The sequence below is a fragment of the Falsiroseomonas sp. genome (genome assembly GCF_030695085.1).
Lineage (GTDB): Bacteria > Pseudomonadota > Alphaproteobacteria > Acetobacterales > Acetobacteraceae > Falsiroseomonas.
Map to the genome: position 1 here is coordinate 34,879 of NZ_JAUYTS010000232.1, position 14,589 is coordinate 49,467.

Consider the following 14,589-nt stretch of genomic DNA (forward strand, 5'->3'; position numbering starts at 1 on the left):
ACATCCTTCAACAGGACCCTGCAGCCGGGACAAGGCCGGCGTCACGCTCGATTATCACCATTTTGTGACAGGCAAAATCATTCGGGTCTCACTCCAGGTCGCAAGGCGGGTGAGCCGCCCGAAAGTGAGGCGGTATCTTGCCCAGGATGTGGCGCCTGGGAACACAGTCTCGTGTTGTGCCTGTGGGTCACGCGCGGCGTGGCAGCCAGGGTTCCTCGGCCCAGCGCCGACGCAGCTCGGTATCAACCCGGGCCAGCAGGCCGGTCCAGTCCTCCGGGCCAATGAAGCGCGGGTTCTGGCCGCGCGCGGCGCACTGCTCAGCAAAGTCCGGGTCCGCCGCCACGGCCTCCAGCCCGCGCAGCAGGGCGGCACGGAACGGTGCTGGCGCTGCCGGATGCAGCGCAAAGCCGCGCTGGGCGGAGGCGATGAGATCCACCTCCTGCTCCCGCAGGGTGGCGACCTCGGGCAGCAGGGCGCTGCGGCGCGCGGCGGCGATGCCGATGCCGTGCAGCCGGCCCTCCCGCAACTGCGTGATGGCATCCGGCAGCGGCAGCAGGGCGGCGGCGACATGGCCGGCGGCTGCGGCCTGCCGCGCGGCGGTGGCGGTCGGGAAGGCGAAGCGTGGCAGGTCCAGCCGGCCGTCCAGGCGCGATGCGGCGAAGTGTGCCGCGCTGCCTGGGGCCGGCGTGCCGAGCGTGCCGCGGTCACCCAGGGCGCGCAGCGCGGCGATATCGCGCGGGCCATCCGGGGCGCCGACCAGCACCATGTTTTCTTCAAGCACCGCGGCCAGTGGCGCGATGCGGGTGGCCGGGAAAGGCTCCCCACCCTCCACCGCGCGAGCCAGCAGCAAGGGTGCGGTGACCACGCCGATGACGCGCCGCGCCGGGTCCGCTTCCGCCAGCACCGCGACCGAATCGAGGCCGCCGCGGCCCGGATGGTTTCGCACGGCCAGGGTCAGTCGCGGCAGGGCACGCTCCAGGAAGGGGGCGACACCGCGCGCCCAGAGGTCGGGCTTTGAGCCGGGCGGCGCGCCGACCAGAAGCTCCACCGGGTTGCTGCGGGAGGCGAGTGCCGGTGCGGCAAGCCCGAGCGCGGCGGTCAGGCCGAGCCCCAGGACGGCGCGCCGCGGCAGCCCGGCACCTTGTCTGTCGCCGGGCGGCCCGGCGCGGGTCACGACACCGCGGCCTGGGCCGGGGTGGTGGCTTCCTTCGGCCGCAGCGCCTTCGCACCGGTGTAGAGCACCAGCGGCGCGGTGATGAAGATGGAGGAGGAGGTGGAAAGCACGATGCCGAACAGCATGGTCCAGGCAAAGCCGGCCAGCGCATCGCCGCCGAACAGCGCCAGCGGCAGCGCGGCCAGGAACAGCGTGGCGGAGGTGCCGATGGAGCGGTTCAGGGTTTCGTTGATCGACAGGTCCACCACGTCGCGCAGTGGCATCTGCTTGTACTTGCGAAGATTTTCCCGCATCCGGTCGAACACCACGACCTTGTCGTTCACCGAGAAGCCGACGATCGTCAGGATTGCCGCGATTGTCTGAAGGTTGAACTCGATCTGCGTCACCGCCAGGAAGCCAACGGTCTTGGTTGTATCCAGGATCAGCGTGATGATGGCGGCGATGCCGAACTGCCATTCGAAGCGGAACCAGATGTAGACCAGCATCGCCAGCAGGCTCAGCGCCAGCGCGATCATGCCGCCGCGGAACAGTTCGGAGGATACCCGCTCTCCCACCGCCTCGACGCGCAACACGCGGGTGCCGGGGGTTGCTGCCTCCAGCGCGGCGCGAATGGCGGCCACGGCGCGCTGGGTGCCGGCCTCGTCGCCCTGCACCGGCAGGCGGATCAGCACGGCATCGGGCGCGCCGAATTGCTGCAAGCCGACATCGCCGAGGTTCAGTGCGGAGGCCGCGGCCCGCAGCCGGGCCAGATCGGCCTCGGCCGGCGTGCGGATCTCCATGACGATGCCGCCCTGGAAATCGATGCCGCGGGCCAGGCCGGGATAGAAAGCCAGCACGACGGAGGCGATGGACAGGAAGGCGGACAGGATCAGCCCGGCCACGGCCCCCTTCATGAAGGGGATGCGCGTATTGTCCGGGACGATGCGGAACAGCGGGCGGGAAAGGGCGCGAAACATGTGTTTGTCCTCAGACCGCCAGATTCAAACGGGAAGGGTCTGCGGGCGCCGGCGACGATACCAGGTCGCCACCATCAGCCGCACCACCACCGTCGCCGTCCACATCTGCACCACGGTGCCGACCGCGACGGTGACGGCGAAGCCCTTCACCGGGCCGGAGCCGAAGCCATAGAGGCAGGCCATGGCGATCAAATTGGTCAGGTTGCTGTCCATGATGGTGCCGGACGCCTTGGTGAAGCCGAGCTCCAGCGCCGAGATCGGCGTTCGCCCGTTTCGCACCTCCTCCCGTATCCGTTCGTTGATCAGGATATTGGCATCGAGTGCAGTGCCCAGCGTCAGCACAATACCGGCAATACCCGGCAAGGTGAGTGTGGCGCCCATCACCGACAGCACGCCGATCATGATGACCAGGTTCGCCAGCAGCGCGATGTTGGCGAGCCAGCCGAAGAAGCCATAGGCCAGGCCCATGTAGAGGAAGACGAAGCTGGCGCCGACGGCGAGGGAGATCATGCCGGCGCGGATCGCATCCGCCCCCAGCTCCGGCCCCACCGTGCGTTCCTCCACCACCGTCAGCGGGGCGGGCAGGGCGCCGGCGCGCAGCAGCACGGCCAGGTCGTTGGCGCCGCGCACGTCGAAGCTGCCGGAAATCTGGCCACGGCCACCGGTGATCGGCTCCCGGATGTTGGGCGCGGTGATCACGCGCTCATCCAGCACGATGGCGAAGGGCCGGCCGACATTCTGCCGGGTGACGTCGGCAAAGCGCCGCGTGCCGATCGAGTCGAAGGTGAAGTTCACCACCCATTGGCCGTTGCTGTCCTGGCCGGCGCGGGCGTCGGTCAGGTTCGCGCCATCCACCTCGACCCGGCGGCGCACCGCGTAGCGCTCCTGGAAACGGTCGCCGGGCAGGAACATGGTGCCGGGCGGCGGCGTCGGCGCCTGAAGGTTCGCCGCCTCGTCCAGCAAATGAAAGGTCATGCGGGCGGTCTGGCCCAGCAGGTCCTTGATGCGGGCGGGGTCCTCCACGCCGGGCAGCTGCACCAGGATGCGGTTGGTGCCCTGGCGCGCGATCAGCGCCTCCGCCACCCCGGTCTCATCGACGCGGCGGCGGACGATCTCCAGCGACTGTTCCACCGCATTGCCGGCCTTGGCGCGCAGCGCGACCTCGGTCAGCGTGGCGCTGACCATGCCATCGGCGGAGGTTGCGACCTCGATATCCGGCTGCTGGGACCCGGCGCCGGCCGGCACCACGATGGCGGCTTCGCGCAGGATGCGGGCCATGTCCTCGGCCCGGGCGGGGTCCGATACGCGCACGGAAACCCGGCGCTGGGCCGCATCGGCGTTCAGCCCGGTGTAGAGGATGCGCGGATTGGCGCCGGCGGCACCGCGGCGCGCGGTATCGACCAGCGCCTCCAGCCGTTCCCGCACCATGGTGGAGGTATCGACCTCCAGCAGCAGGTAGCTGCCGCCGCGAAGGTCGAGGCCGAGGCTGATCTGACGAACCCAATCCGGCAGCACGCTGCGCGGCGCCAGGTTGGGCAGGGACGCCAGGATGCCGAGGAGGCAGACGCCAATGATGGCGAGCACCTTCCAGCGGGCGAAATACATCATGGAAGCAGCCAGACCCCGAATGGTGAAGAAGTGGCCCTAATACCCTATGCAGGGCGCGATGCCACCGGCCCGGAAGATGCGGCGCGGCCCCCCCTGATGCAAGCCCGCGCGCGACGCAGTATCACCCCATGGCTTGAAGAGAGGGTTTTTCACGATGTCGCTGCGGGTCGCGGTGCTGGGTGCCGGGCATTTCGGGCGGTTTCACGCGCTGAAGGCCAGCCGGCCAGGGGATAATCCGCTGCGCCTGGTCGCGCTGCATGATGCCGACCAGGCGCGCGCCGCCCAGGTCGCCGCCGAATGCGGCGTGCCCGCCCTGCCGGCGGTGGAGGCGATCGCGGCCGCCCAGGCGGTGATCGTCGCCGCGCCCACCCGCTTCCACGCGGCGCTTGGCCGCCAGGTGCTGGAAGCCGGTCGGCATCTGTTCATGGAGAAACCGATCGCGGCGACACTGGCGGAGGCGCAGGCGCTGGCCGATCTGGCCGAATCCCGCGGCCTGGTGCTGCAGGTGGGACATATCGAGCGCTTCTCCGCCGCCTTCCGCGCCGTGGTCGCCGCCCAGGAAGGGTCCCGCGCGGTGCATTGGGAGGCGGTGCGCGTGGCACCCTTCCGGCCACGCTCGCTCGATGTCTCGGTGGTGCTGGACCTGATGATCCACGACATCGACCTGGTGCTGAAGCTGGCCGGCGGCCCGCCCCATACCGTGGAGGCGGTGGGCGCGCGGGTGATGTCGGACCATGCGGATTTCGCCGTGGCCCGGCTCGGCTTTCCCGGCGGCCGGGCGGCCACCATCACCGCCTCGCGCGTCTCGCTCGCCATGGAACGGCGGCTGCGGGTGCTGGGGAATGAGGGTGAGATGAGCGTGGATTTCCTCAGTCGCAGCCTGGCGATGCTGCGCCGCGGCGGGGCGGAGCCGGTGGCCACCATGCCGGGCTACGGCATCGACCGCGCCGGCTGGACCGACCATGACAGCCTGGAGGCCGAACATGCCGGCTTTGCCCGCGCCTGCGCCGGGGAGGCGCCGCCGGAGGTTGGTGCGGCGGAAGGCATGGCGGCGCTGGGCGTGGCGCTGGCGGTGGAGGCGGCGATTTCCGCCTTCGACTGAACCTGTCTGCCGCAAATCGGCTGCGCCTGCTGGCCTAGGCCCGGTTGCGAAGTCGCCGCCAGGCCGGGATGACCAGCTTCTCCACCACGGGCACCAATGCCGCGCCGAGGATGAGGCCGAGGATGCCGGAGCCGAGCGCGGCCACGAACCAGCCGGCCAGGCCGCCGATCGCGGGTAGCGCCGCCGCGGCGGCATCGCTGCCGGCATGCAACGCATGGGCAAGGCCGCCGAAGCCGTATTCCTCCAGCCCATGCACGATGATGCCGCCGCCGACCCAGACCATGGCCGCGGTGCCGATGATGGCCAGCGCCTTCAACAGATAAGGCATCCCGAAGACGATGCCGCGGCCCAGGGCGCGCAGCGGCGCGCTACCGGTCCGCGCCAGGGCGACGCCGGCATCATCCGCCTTCACGATCAGCGCGACGGCACCGTAGACCACCAGGGTGATGCCGATCCCGACCACGGCGAGCACCGCCGCCTGGCCGATGAAACTCGCCTCCGGCACGGTCGCCAGGGTTATCGCCATGATCTCGGCCGAGAGGATGAAATCGGTCTGGATGGCGCTGGCGACCTTCTGGTCCTCCAGCGAGCGATCGCCCTCGGCGAGACCGGGGGATTGCGACAGCGTCATCCCGTGATGCGGAAAGATCGCCTCGATGACCTTCTCGGCCCCCTCGAAGCACAGATAGGCGCCGCCCAGCATCAGCAGCGGCGTGATCGCCCAGGGTGCGAGCAGGCTGAGCGCCAGCGCGCCGGGCAGCAGGAACAGCAGCTTGTTCTTCAGCGAGCCCCAGGCGATGCGCCCGACGATGGGAAGCTCCCGCGCCGCGGCGAAGCCAACGACATAGCGCGGCGTGACCGCGGCATCGTCAATAACCACGCCGGCCGCCTTGGTGCCCGCCTTCATCGCCTGCCCGCCAATATCGTCGAGCGAGGCCGCGGCGACCTTTGCCAGGGCCGCGACGTCGTCCAGCAGGGCGATCAGGCCGACGCTCATGGGAGGTCCTCGATGGTTTGCAGCACCGCGGCGGCGGCGGCGGCGCTTGGCGTACCTTCGGCTGGGCGGAGCTTGGCCAGCATCTCGGCAAAACCCTCCCGTTGTGCCGCGGCCTGGGCGGGGTCGAGCAGCAGCCCGGCGAGGCCCTCGGCCAGCGCTTCCGGCGTCGCATCCTGCTGGAGGTATTCCGGCACCACGCGGCGATCGGCCAGCAGGTTCACCAGACTGGCGAAGGGCACGCGGACCAGGCGGCGGACGATGGCGGCGGTGATCGGGTTCACCTTGTAGGCCACCAGATGCGGCACGCCGGCCACCGCCATCTCCAGGGAGGAGGTGCCGGATTTGATCAGCCCGGCCCCTCCGGCCTCTGCGGCGGCGGCGAAGGCATCATGCTTCTCGGCCAGATCCGTCACCAGGATGGTCCGGCCCGGCCAGTCCCGTGTGCCCGCGCGCACCGCATCCGCCACCACCGCCGAGACCGGCAGCGCCACGGCAAGACCCGGCACGCGTGGCGCCAGCAGGCGCAGGGCCTGCCCGAACACCGGCAGCAGGCGCTTCACCTCCATCCGGCGGCTGCCCGGCATCACCACCAGCAGCGGCGCATCCGGCGCCAGGCCATGTGCCGTGCGGAAGCGCGCCCCATCCCCGGCATCGACGCCGGATTCCAGCACCGGGTGGCCGACGAAGCTGGCCGGGATGCCAGCAGCTTCGAAGATCACCGGCTCGAAGGGCAGCAGACACAGAACGTGGTCCACCGCCGCCTTGATCTTGGCGACTCGCCCCGGTCGCCAGGCCCAGATCTGCGGCGCCACGTAATGCACCACCGGAATGCCGAGCGGACGGATGCGTTGCGCCAGGCGCAGGGTGAAGCCGGGGCTGTCGATAGTCACCACCACGCCGGGCCGCCGCGCGGTGATATCCGCCACCGTCTGGTCCAGCCGGCGCGCCAGGCGGCGGATGTTGGGCAGCACCTCGATCAGCCCCATCAAAGCGAGCTCGCGCATCGGGAACAGGCTGGCCATGCCCTGTTCCGCCAGGCGATCGCCGCCGATGCCGGCGAAGTCCAGCCTTGGCTCACGCGCCCGCAGCGCCGCCAGCAGCCTTGCGCCGAGCACATCGCCGGAGGCTTCGCCGGCCACGATGTAGACAAGCGTCATGTGAAAGCCGCCGGCTTCGGGGTGGGTACCGGGCGGCGCGGCCAGTCCCGGTGGTTGCGAACGGCGCCATTGGCGCGAACCTCCGCCACCAAGGCCGGGTCCAGCGTGGCGAACAGCCAGCCGGGCTGGTCCATCGCGCCCGCGGCGACCACGCCATCCTCGGGGAAGCCGCGATCCGGCGGGCCGAAGATGGCGGGCTGGCCGTGGTTTTCATCGAGGGCCGCGGACCACGGCGCCGCGCCCACCGTCGGCGTCACCGCGACGAAGCACTGGTTCTCCAGCGCCCGCGCCGCGGCGCCGACGCGCACGCGGGCATAGCCCTGCAGGCTGTCGGTGCAGGAGGGGGCGAGCACCAGCCAGGCGCCCTGTTCCACCTGGGACCGCGCATGTTTCGGGAATTCGATGTCGTAGCAGATGGAGATGCCGATGCGGCCCCAGGGCGTGTCGAACACCGCAGGCCCGGCGCCGGAGGAAACGCCCCAGCGTTCCGCCTCGAAGCGCGTCATCGCCGTCTTGTCCTGGAAGGCCATGCGGCCATCGGGCGCGATCAGCGGCGCGCGGTTGATGATGCGGCCGCCTGCCGCGCGCATCAGCAGCGTGCCCGGCAGCAGCCAGACCCCGGCGCGCATCGCCGCCTGGCGCATCGCGGCCAGGATTGCCTCCGCATGGGCCACCATGGCGGCCAGCTCCGCCGCCTCATCCGGTGCCGTGGTGGCGGCCAGCGCGGCGCCAAGCTCGACGCAGGCATATTCCGGCAAGACGCAGAGATCGGCCTGGCCGCGCGCCTGGTCCAGCCACCCATCGAGCCGCGTGCCGAAGGCGGCGACGCTGGCCGGCTGCCCGACCGGCCAGGCGAGCAGGCCCAGGCGAAGCGGGCGCGGCGGCGTCAAAGTGTCCGGGTCCAGAAGGCCAGGTCGTGCGGCGTTTCGGCCTCCTGGCCGATTTCCTTCCAGTCGAAGCGTACCACCAGATCCGGTCGCGCCGTGTAGCCCCGCTTGCGCCAGAAGGCGTCGAGCGGTGTGTAGGAGGGCGGCCGGCGCGGGTCGGACGGGTCGCGGACCACGGCGCAGAAGGCGGCCTCGGGCAGGGCCAGGCGCCTCGCATGGGCCTCCCGCTCCGCGAAGAAGCGCACCCCGGCGCCGCGGCCGCGATATTCGGGCAGCAGCACCGATTCGCCGAAATAACAGTAGCGCGCCGGGTCCAGCCCGGCGGCACGGAAGCAGGCGGAGACCGGCGCATGGCCCTGCACCATCGGCTCGCAGGTCGCCGCCCCCACCACCCTGTCGCCGTCCCGGCAGACCACGATGGCCGCGCCCGGGGCATCGGCATAGGCGCGCAGATAGCCCTGCTCGTAGCCGCCATCGCCCTCATACAGATAGGGCCAGTCGCGAAACACCGCGATGCGCAGCGCGGCAAGGTCCGGCAGCAGCGGGTGCAGCGCGGGGCCTGCCAAAGTCTCGAAGGTGAGGTGGATTTCCGCCATGGCGGGATGCATAGGGGGCCGCATCCGGACAGGAAAGAGCGAAGCGGTGGATATGGCGGTGGAGGCAGTCGGGTTGATTGCCGGGGCAATGACCACATCGGCCTTTGTGCCGCAGGCCTGGAAGACCTGGCGCACGCGCTCGGCGAAGGATTTCAGCCTGGCGCTGCTGGTGCCGCTGGTGGCCGGCAACACGATGTGGCTGGGCTACGGGGTGATGGTGGGGTCTACCGGGCTGGTGGTGGCGAACCTGATCACCGTGCCGCTGACGGCGGCGATCTTGTGGGTGAAGCTGCGCCGGGGGAGAAGCTGCGCCGGGGGTGAAGCTGCGCCGGGGGTGAAGCTGCGCCTGGCTCGAGGGCTGCGCCCCGCGGGGATGCGGGGCGCGCCGGCTTCAGGCGAGCGCGGTGACGGCCGCGTCGCGCGTCGGGTGGATGGCCAGGATCTTGTCGAAGCCGCTGATCTCCAGCACCTCGCGCACCGGCGCCTGGGGGGAGGCGACGGCGAAGCTGCCACCGGCGGCCTTGGCCTGCTTCGCTGCCTTCAGCAGCACGCGCAGCCCGGCCGAGGAGACGTAGTGCACCTCCGCGAGGTCGGCGATCACCTTCGCACCGCCCTCGAGCAGCCCGATCAGCTTGGTCTCCGCCGCGGGGGCGGTGGCGGTGTCGAGGCGGCCCTTGAGTGCCGCCACCTTCACGCCCTTGTCGGTGCTTTCCGTGATGTCCATGAAGTCCGTCCTGCTCCTCAACGCGCCTGTATCGGTTGTGTCTTAAACCATTGGCGCATAGCGCGCGATCTGCGCGTAGATTTCCCGGATGGCATCGGCGAGGGAGCGGTTCAACTCCTCAAGATCGGCCACCTGGTCGATGCGGGGCTGCACCCGGTCCAGTTCCTGCGTCGACAGGATCAGGGAGAACAGCCCGCCGGCACGGCACAGGCCGATCAGCATCGAATCGCGCGGATCGGGGATGTCGTCCTGGAACAGCACGCCCATGATGCGCGCCTTCACCTCCCGCTCCTCCTTGTCCGAGATCACGGGGTAGCGGCGTTCCGGGAACACCCACAGGAACCGGCCCTCGACCCGCTTCAGGATGCCCTTGCTCACCAGCCGCTCGAACAGCGTGTCCCGGTAGGCATCGGCGTCGGCGGCCAGGGTCTCGATCCAGTAGCGGCTGTCGCCGGCTTCCGGCGCGGCGACCATCTGCGCCAAAGCGCGGTCCAGCAGCGCATCGCCGGTCGGTGCCGGGTTCACCACGTAGAGACGGGTGGGGTCGGTGTCGATCCGCCCTTCCAGCGCCAGTTCCGCGAGCACCGCGCCGGCGATCGCGTAGTCGCCCGACGGCGCTGCGCGTTCCTGCAGCCGACCGCTTTCATCATCGAGCATGAGGAGGAGGATTTCCTCCGGCATCGTCAACGGCATGGCGTCACACGGCTCCCCTAAAGCGCGGTCAGGGAAGCGCGCGGCGGGGTTGAAGTCAACGTAAGTGGGATGGCTTCAGCCGGCGCTGAGCGCGCTGTCGTCCCGTGCCGCGAGCAGGAAGGCATCCAGGCCACTCCGCACCACCTCCGGGTCCAGCTCGCGCAGGATGAAGACCAGGCGGGACCGGCGCGGCTCCCCTTCCGGCCAGGCGGCCAGGCGGATCGGGGGGTGGAACAGGTGCTGCACGCCGTGGATCACTACGGGCCGGTCCTCCCCCTCCAGGTCCAGCAGTCCCTTCATGCGCAGCACGGCGGCGCCGCGGGTCATCGCCAGCATCTCCAGCCAGCCGGCGAGGCCGGTCCAGGGCAAGGGCTGGTCGAATTCCAGGCACAGCGCCTGGATCTTCGGGTCGTGCCGGTTGCGGTCATGGTGATGATGGTGGTGATGACCATGCGGTGCGGCGGCGCCGATCCAGGTGGCAACCGCCGGCGTCTTGGCCGAGGTATCGTAGGGCCCGGCATCCAGCAGCCGCGACGCCGGGACATCGCCGGCGATGGCGGGCAGGATCGGCGCGATCGGGTTCAGCGCCGCCAGCCTGTCCTGCAGCGCCGCCACCTGGGCCGGGGGCACCAGATCCGTCTTGGTCAGCACGATGCGGTCCGCCACCGCGGCCTGGCGCAGCGCCTCCGGCTGGCTGTCCAGCGTCGCCATGCCGGTCGCGGCATCCACCAGGGTCACCACGCCATCCAGCACGAAGCGGCGGGCGAGCCGCGGGTCGGCCATCAGCGTGTGCAGGATGGGGGCGGGGTCGGCGAGGCCGGTGGTCTCCACCACCACCCGCGCCACCGCCTGGCCGGCCAGCATGCGGTCCCACACGCCATCGAGGGCGGTCAGCAGGTCGCCGCGGATGGTGCAGCACAGGCAGCCGGCGTTCAGCAGCACCGTGTCGCCGTCCAGGCGCTCCACCAGCAGGTGGTCCAGGCCGATCTCGCCGAATTCGTTGATCAGCACGGCGGTATTGGCCATCTCGGGCTGCTTCAGCAGCGCGTTGAGCAGCGTCGTCTTGCCGGCGCCGAGGAAGCCCGTGAGGATGGTGACAGGGATAGGGCCGCTCATCCGTGGCTGTGCCCCTGATGGGCCGCGCCATACAGGGCGGCCGGGTCCATCAGCGGCTCCGCGATGGTGGCCAGCGCGTCGTCCCTGATGGCGCGGAAGAAGCAGTTGCGCCGGCCCGTGTGGCAGGCGACCCCCAACTGGTGCACCAGGGCCAGCAGCGTATCGCCATCGCAATCGACGCGCAGCTCCACCAGATGCTGCAACTGGCCCGAGGTCTCGCCCTTGCGCCACAGCCCCTTGCGGGAGCGGCTGTAGTAGCAGACGCGGCCGGTCCGCAGCGTCTCGGCCACCGCCTCCCGGTTCATCCAGGCCATCATCAGCACCTCCCCGCTGTCATGCTGCTGGGCGATGCAGGCGACCAGGCCGGCGGCATCGAAGCGCACCGCATCCAGAAGACTTTCCCGCGCGACGGCTGAGGGAGGGGTATAGGCTGGGGGGGAGGGTGTGTCGGTCATGCTGCCCCCTTATATGATGCAAAGCGGCGCAGGGGACAGAGATGGCGGAAAGCATGCGAACTGATGCGATGGTGGCCCCGGCCCCGGCCCAGGACGCAGCCGCGGAGGCGGCGCTGGAGGCCGCGCTCAACCGGGCCGCTTCATCCTGCCTGCATCGCGGCGCGCAGCTGACGGAACTGCGCCGGCAGGTGCTGCGCCTGGTGCTTCAGGCCCGGCAGCCGATCGGCGCCTATGCCCTGCTCGACCAGTTGCGCGGCGCGCGGCGCGGTGCCGCGCCGCCCACCGTGTACCGGGCGCTGGACTTCCTTCTGGCCCAGGGTCTGATCCACAAGGTGGAGCGGCTGAACGCCTTCATCGGCTGCGACGAGACCGGCCATGGCCACGCGCATGGCGAGGATCATCCGCACCAGTTCCTGATCTGCGGCGAATGCGGGGCCACCGCCGAGATCTGCGACCCCGACACCGCCGCCGCCGTGGCCGCCGCGGCCGCGCGACAAGGCTTCGTGCCACGCCGGACCACGGTGGAGGTGGAGGGAATGTGCGCGCGCTGTGCCGGTGCAAGGGACTGACGCCGCCATCAACTGCGCGTCATCCGGCAGCATCAATTCTCGCCTTCCGGGACTAATGAATGCTCACTCTCGCGGAGCATGGAACGTTCTCTCCAGACACCGGCCCGTCACGGGCATGTCTCGCAGGATGGTCGCGACCTTGGCGAAGTCCGCATGGCGGCGCTTCGCCTGCTGCGTGACCTGCGGGCCATCGATGCGCAGGTCGGCGTGCACAACAGCCGCATCGCCTTCGACGTGGTGATGCTGTTCTACGAAAAGGCGCTGGCGCAGCCGGAGCCGGCGCTCTCGGTGGATCAGATCGGGTCGGCCTGCGGCTATAGCGGGCCGACGGTGCGGCTGGTGCTGAAGCGTCTGCTCGCGGCCAGCATGGTTGCCCCGGTGCGCCGGCTGGGCAAGACCCAGTTCTATGCGATGACACCGGCCGGCATGGCGGGCTTCGAGGGCTATATCACCGCCATCCTGGCCTTCCGGGCACCCTGAAGGGCGCCCGGTGCGCGCCGTTTATTGCGGCAGCAGCGCCAGCGCCTGGTCGAGGTCGGCGATGATGTCCGCCACCTCCTCCAGCCCGATATGCAGCCGCACCGCCTGGCCCGGCAATTCGGGGGTGACGCGGCGCACCAGCATGCCGTTGGTGGGCAGTGCCAAGCACTCATACCCACCCCAGCTCGCGCCGATGCCGAACAGCTTCAGCCCATCGACGAAGCGGAAGATGTCGGCCTCCGTGTAGCGCGGCTGGAAAACGATGCCGAACAGCGAACAGCCGCCATCGAAATCCCGCTTCCACAGCTCATGTCCGGGTGCGCCGGGCAGCGCCGGGTGGCGCACCTCCGCCACCTCCGGCCGCTGTGCCAGCCAGGCGGCGACTTCCAGCGAGCTTTCGGTCTGCCGCTGCAGCCGGATCGGCATGGTCCGCACGCCGCGCAGCGCCAGCCAGCAATCATCCGGGCTGGCATAATGCCCCATCGCGGAGGCCGCATTGCGGACGATGTGGTGATGCGCTTCCGACGCCACGGTGATGCTGCCGAGCAGGATGTCGGAATGACCGCCGACATATTTGGTCAGCGCCTGGATCGACACGTCGCAGCCATGCGCGAAGGGCTGGAAGCTGTGGATGCCCCAGGTGTTGTCGATCATGCTGACGGCGCCGTGGCGCCGGGCCACCGCGGTCAGCGCCGGCACGTCCTGCACCTCGAAGGTGTGGCTGCCGGGGCTTTCCAGGTAAAGGACCTTGGTGTTCGGCGTCCACAGCGCCTCCAGCCCCGCGGCATCGATGCAGGGGTCGTAGAACTGCGTCTCGATGCCCCAGCCGGGCATGACGTTTTCCGCCAGGTTGCGCCCGGGGCCATAGACGCTGTCAGGCATCAGGCAGCGATCGCCCGCCTTCAGCCAGGCGAGCAGCGGCACGGCGACGGCAGCCAGGCCGGTGCCGGTGATGGTGCAGTGCGTGCCGCCCTCGATCTCCGCCACCACGTCTTCCAGCGCGTAATGCGTCGGGCCGCCCTGGGTGCCGTAGGTCATCACCCGGTTGTAGCGGTGCTTCGCATTGTCGCGCCGCGCCTCGCAGGACGGCGCGGTGACGGTGGAGCCGCGATAGACGGGCGGGTTGACGAAGCCCAGCGCGCGGATCGGCGGCCGTGCGGCATGCGACATGCGTGTGGCGAAGCCGTGCTTCGCGCGGCTGCCGGGGTTGGCGTCGTCAGGCATCAGCTTGCCTCCTTCGGGGTTTCCGGGCGGCTCGCCCATTCGGTCCAGGAACCGTCATAGACGGCGGGTTCGGGCAGCCCGGCATGTATCGCTCCCAGTGCCAGCACACAGGCGGTGACGCCGGTGCCGCAGGAGGTGACGATCGGGCGCGTGTCATCCGCGCCGCGTTCCGCGAACATCGCCTTTAGCGTCGCCACATCCTTCATCACGCCATCCGGCCCGACGAGGTCGGCCGCCGGCAGGGATTGCGCGCCGGGCATGTGGCCGGAGGGCAGGCCTGGCCGGGGTTCGGCCGCCGAGCCGTCGAAGCGCGCCCTGGACCGTGCATCGAGGATCAGCGCCTCGCCACCGCCCTGGCGGACGATGCGCTTGATGTCGCCGATGCCGGCGAGCCGCCGGGCGATGAGATCCGCCACGAAGGTCGCGGCCGGGGCAGGGGGGGCGTCGCCGGATTCCACCGGCCGGCCCTCGCGCTGCCATTTCGGCAGGCCGCCATCCAGCACCGCGGCATTCTCATGCCCGAACAGCCGCATCATCCACCAGCCGCGCGGCGAGGCGCGCAGCCCGTGCTGGTCGTAGAACACCACCCGCGTGGTGTTGGAGATGCCGAGCGCACCGACCAGCTTCTCGAACCGCGCCGGGGTCGGAACCATGTGCGGCAGGGCGCTGTCCGGGTCGGCGATCTGGTCGATATTGAACAGCCGCGCGCCCGGGATATGCGCCTTGCGGAAGCCATCCGGCGCATTGCCCTGTTCGGTCGGCAGGTAGGTGGTGCAGTCCAGCACCACGAGGTCCGGCTTGCCGAGCTCGGCCGCCAGCCATTCGGTGGAAACCAGCAGATCCATGTGTGT

The 14,589-nt window shown here is 70.2% G+C and carries 16 protein-coding genes and 1 pseudogene; 4 read left to right on the forward strand and 13 right to left on the reverse strand.

Annotation, left to right across the window (positions count from 1 at the left end):
- Positions 1-187 precede the first annotated feature (187 nt).
- From Q8S40_RS24220 to secD, 3 genes are read right to left on the reverse strand one after another with little or no spacing between them, the layout of a single operon-like run.
- Positions 188-1,174, reverse strand: a complete 987-nt coding sequence (locus Q8S40_RS24220) for a tripartite tricarboxylate transporter substrate-binding protein (RefSeq protein WP_305672462.1) — start codon at positions 1,172-1,174, stop codon at positions 188-190.
- Entirely contained in the window at positions 1,171-2,130 is a 960-nt protein-coding gene (secF, locus tag Q8S40_RS24225; protein WP_305672463.1) for a protein translocase subunit SecF, read from the reverse strand. Before secF ends, Q8S40_RS24220 begins: the two co-directional genes overlap by 4 nt.
- A gap of 24 nt (positions 2,131-2,154) precedes the next feature.
- Positions 2,155-3,738, reverse strand: coding sequence for a protein translocase subunit SecD (secD, locus tag Q8S40_RS24230; RefSeq protein WP_304815971.1), 1,584 nt, complete (start codon positions 3,736-3,738; stop codon positions 2,155-2,157).
- A 154-nt stretch (positions 3,739-3,892) separates the two neighbouring features.
- On the opposite strand from secD, the gene Q8S40_RS24235 reads away from it, so the two are divergent.
- Positions 3,893-4,840: a Gfo/Idh/MocA family protein gene (locus Q8S40_RS24235; protein ID WP_305672464.1), complete on the forward strand. Its 948-nt coding sequence runs from the start codon at positions 3,893-3,895 to the stop codon at positions 4,838-4,840.
- A 34-nt stretch (positions 4,841-4,874) separates the two neighbouring features.
- Here the strand turns inward: Q8S40_RS24235 and Q8S40_RS24240 are convergent, their stop codons facing one another.
- From Q8S40_RS24240 to Q8S40_RS24255, 4 genes are read right to left on the reverse strand one after another with little or no spacing between them, the layout of a single operon-like run.
- Positions 4,875-5,837: a DUF808 domain-containing protein gene (locus tag Q8S40_RS24240; RefSeq protein ID WP_305672465.1), complete on the reverse strand. Its 963-nt coding sequence runs from the start codon at positions 5,835-5,837 to the stop codon at positions 4,875-4,877.
- Positions 5,834-6,994: a lipid-A-disaccharide synthase gene (gene lpxB / locus Q8S40_RS24245; RefSeq protein ID WP_305672466.1), complete on the reverse strand. Its 1,161-nt coding sequence runs from the start codon at positions 6,992-6,994 to the stop codon at positions 5,834-5,836. The genes Q8S40_RS24240 and lpxB overlap by 4 nt, the downstream gene beginning before the upstream one ends.
- Positions 6,991-7,884 (reverse strand): carbon-nitrogen hydrolase family protein, encoded by an 894-nt coding sequence (locus Q8S40_RS24250; RefSeq protein WP_305672467.1) that lies wholly within the window; start codon positions 7,882-7,884, stop codon positions 6,991-6,993. The genes lpxB and Q8S40_RS24250 overlap by 4 nt, the downstream gene beginning before the upstream one ends.
- Positions 7,881-8,501: a GNAT family N-acetyltransferase gene (locus Q8S40_RS24255; RefSeq protein ID WP_371136882.1), complete on the reverse strand. Its 621-nt coding sequence runs from the start codon at positions 8,499-8,501 to the stop codon at positions 7,881-7,883. Before Q8S40_RS24255 ends, Q8S40_RS24250 begins: the two co-directional genes overlap by 4 nt.
- 64 nt (positions 8,502-8,565) lie before the next feature.
- On the opposite strand from Q8S40_RS24255, the pseudogene Q8S40_RS24260 reads away from it, so the two are divergent.
- A pseudogene (locus Q8S40_RS24260) lies at positions 8,566-8,712 on the forward strand (PQ-loop domain-containing transporter); the annotation flags it as partial.
- A gap of 156 nt (positions 8,713-8,868) precedes the next feature.
- Here Q8S40_RS24260 and Q8S40_RS24265 read toward each other — a convergent pair.
- The 4 genes from Q8S40_RS24265 to hisI all read right to left on the reverse strand — a co-directional run bounded on the left by Q8S40_RS24265 (position 8,869) and on the right by hisI (position 11,465).
- Positions 8,869-9,201 (reverse strand): STAS domain-containing protein, encoded by a 333-nt coding sequence (locus Q8S40_RS24265; protein ID WP_304815964.1) that lies wholly within the window; start codon positions 9,199-9,201, stop codon positions 8,869-8,871.
- A gap of 42 nt (positions 9,202-9,243) precedes the next feature.
- On the reverse strand, positions 9,244-9,894 hold the full coding sequence (locus Q8S40_RS24270) for a GPP34 family phosphoprotein (protein WP_304815962.1): 651 nt from the start codon (positions 9,892-9,894) through the stop codon (positions 9,244-9,246).
- Positions 9,895-9,969: 75 nt separating this feature from the next.
- Positions 9,970-11,010, reverse strand: a complete 1,041-nt coding sequence (locus tag Q8S40_RS24275; RefSeq protein ID WP_305672468.1) for a GTP-binding protein — start codon at positions 11,008-11,010, stop codon at positions 9,970-9,972.
- On the reverse strand, positions 11,007-11,465 hold the full coding sequence (gene hisI, locus Q8S40_RS24280) for a phosphoribosyl-AMP cyclohydrolase (protein ID WP_305672469.1): 459 nt from the start codon (positions 11,463-11,465) through the stop codon (positions 11,007-11,009). Before hisI ends, Q8S40_RS24275 begins: the two co-directional genes overlap by 4 nt.
- Positions 11,466-11,518: 53 nt before the next feature.
- On the opposite strand from hisI, the gene Q8S40_RS24285 reads away from it, so the two are divergent.
- Together Q8S40_RS24285 and Q8S40_RS24290 are read left to right on the forward strand one after the other, a co-directional pair.
- Positions 11,519-12,034, forward strand: coding sequence for a Fur family transcriptional regulator (locus Q8S40_RS24285; protein WP_304815957.1), 516 nt, complete (start codon positions 11,519-11,521; stop codon positions 12,032-12,034).
- A 78-nt stretch (positions 12,035-12,112) separates the two neighbouring features.
- On the forward strand, positions 12,113-12,514 hold the full coding sequence (locus Q8S40_RS24290) for a hypothetical protein (RefSeq protein WP_305672470.1): 402 nt from the start codon (positions 12,113-12,115) through the stop codon (positions 12,512-12,514).
- 21 nt (positions 12,515-12,535) lie between these two features.
- On the opposite strand, the gene metC is transcribed toward Q8S40_RS24290, so the two are convergent.
- Complete coding sequence (metC, locus tag Q8S40_RS24295) at positions 12,536-13,738, reverse strand: cystathionine beta-lyase (RefSeq protein ID WP_305672471.1); 1,203 nt, start codon at positions 13,736-13,738, stop codon at positions 12,536-12,538.
- Positions 13,738-14,583 carry a sulfurtransferase gene (locus Q8S40_RS24300; protein ID WP_305672472.1) on the reverse strand — a complete coding sequence of 282 codons (846 nt, stop codon included), beginning with the start codon at positions 14,581-14,583 and terminating at the stop codon, positions 13,738-13,740. Before Q8S40_RS24300 ends, metC begins: the two co-directional genes overlap by 1 nt.
- Positions 14,584-14,589: the final 6 nt, after the last annotated feature.

Excerpts from the sequence above, each read along its gene's own strand:
- lpxB (WP_305672466.1), bottom strand. The coding sequence starts at position 6,994 with ATGACGCTTGTCTACATCGTGGCCGGCGAAGCCTCCGGCGATGTGCTC.
- hisI (WP_305672469.1), bottom strand. The coding sequence starts at position 11,465 with ATGACCGACACACCCTCCCCCCCAGCCTATACCCCTCCCTCAGCCGTC.
- Q8S40_RS24300 (WP_305672472.1), bottom strand. The coding sequence starts at position 14,583 with ATGGATCTGCTGGTTTCCACCGAATGGCTGGCGGCCGAGCTCGGCAAG.
- Q8S40_RS24285 (WP_304815957.1), top strand. The coding sequence starts at position 11,519 with ATGCGAACTGATGCGATGGTGGCCCCGGCCCCGGCCCAGGACGCAGCC.
- metC (WP_305672471.1), bottom strand. The coding sequence starts at position 13,738 with ATGCCTGACGACGCCAACCCCGGCAGCCGCGCGAAGCACGGCTTCGCC.
- Q8S40_RS24235 (WP_305672464.1), top strand. The coding sequence starts at position 3,893 with ATGTCGCTGCGGGTCGCGGTGCTGGGTGCCGGGCATTTCGGGCGGTTT.
- Q8S40_RS24290 (WP_305672470.1), top strand. The coding sequence starts at position 12,113 with ATGGAACGTTCTCTCCAGACACCGGCCCGTCACGGGCATGTCTCGCAG.
- Q8S40_RS24270 (WP_304815962.1), bottom strand. The coding sequence starts at position 9,894 with ATGCCGTTGACGATGCCGGAGGAAATCCTCCTCCTCATGCTCGATGAT.
- Q8S40_RS24255 (WP_371136882.1), bottom strand. The coding sequence starts at position 8,501 with ATGCGGCCCCCTATGCATCCCGCCATGGCGGAAATCCACCTCACCTTC.
- Q8S40_RS24265 (WP_304815964.1), bottom strand. The coding sequence starts at position 9,201 with ATGGACATCACGGAAAGCACCGACAAGGGCGTGAAGGTGGCGGCACTC.
- Q8S40_RS24240 (WP_305672465.1), bottom strand. The coding sequence starts at position 5,837 with ATGAGCGTCGGCCTGATCGCCCTGCTGGACGACGTCGCGGCCCTGGCA.
- secD (WP_304815971.1), bottom strand. The coding sequence starts at position 3,738 with ATGATGTATTTCGCCCGCTGGAAGGTGCTCGCCATCATTGGCGTCTGC.
- secF (WP_305672463.1), bottom strand. The coding sequence starts at position 2,130 with ATGTTTCGCGCCCTTTCCCGCCCGCTGTTCCGCATCGTCCCGGACAAT.
- Q8S40_RS24275 (WP_305672468.1), bottom strand. The coding sequence starts at position 11,010 with ATGAGCGGCCCTATCCCTGTCACCATCCTCACGGGCTTCCTCGGCGCC.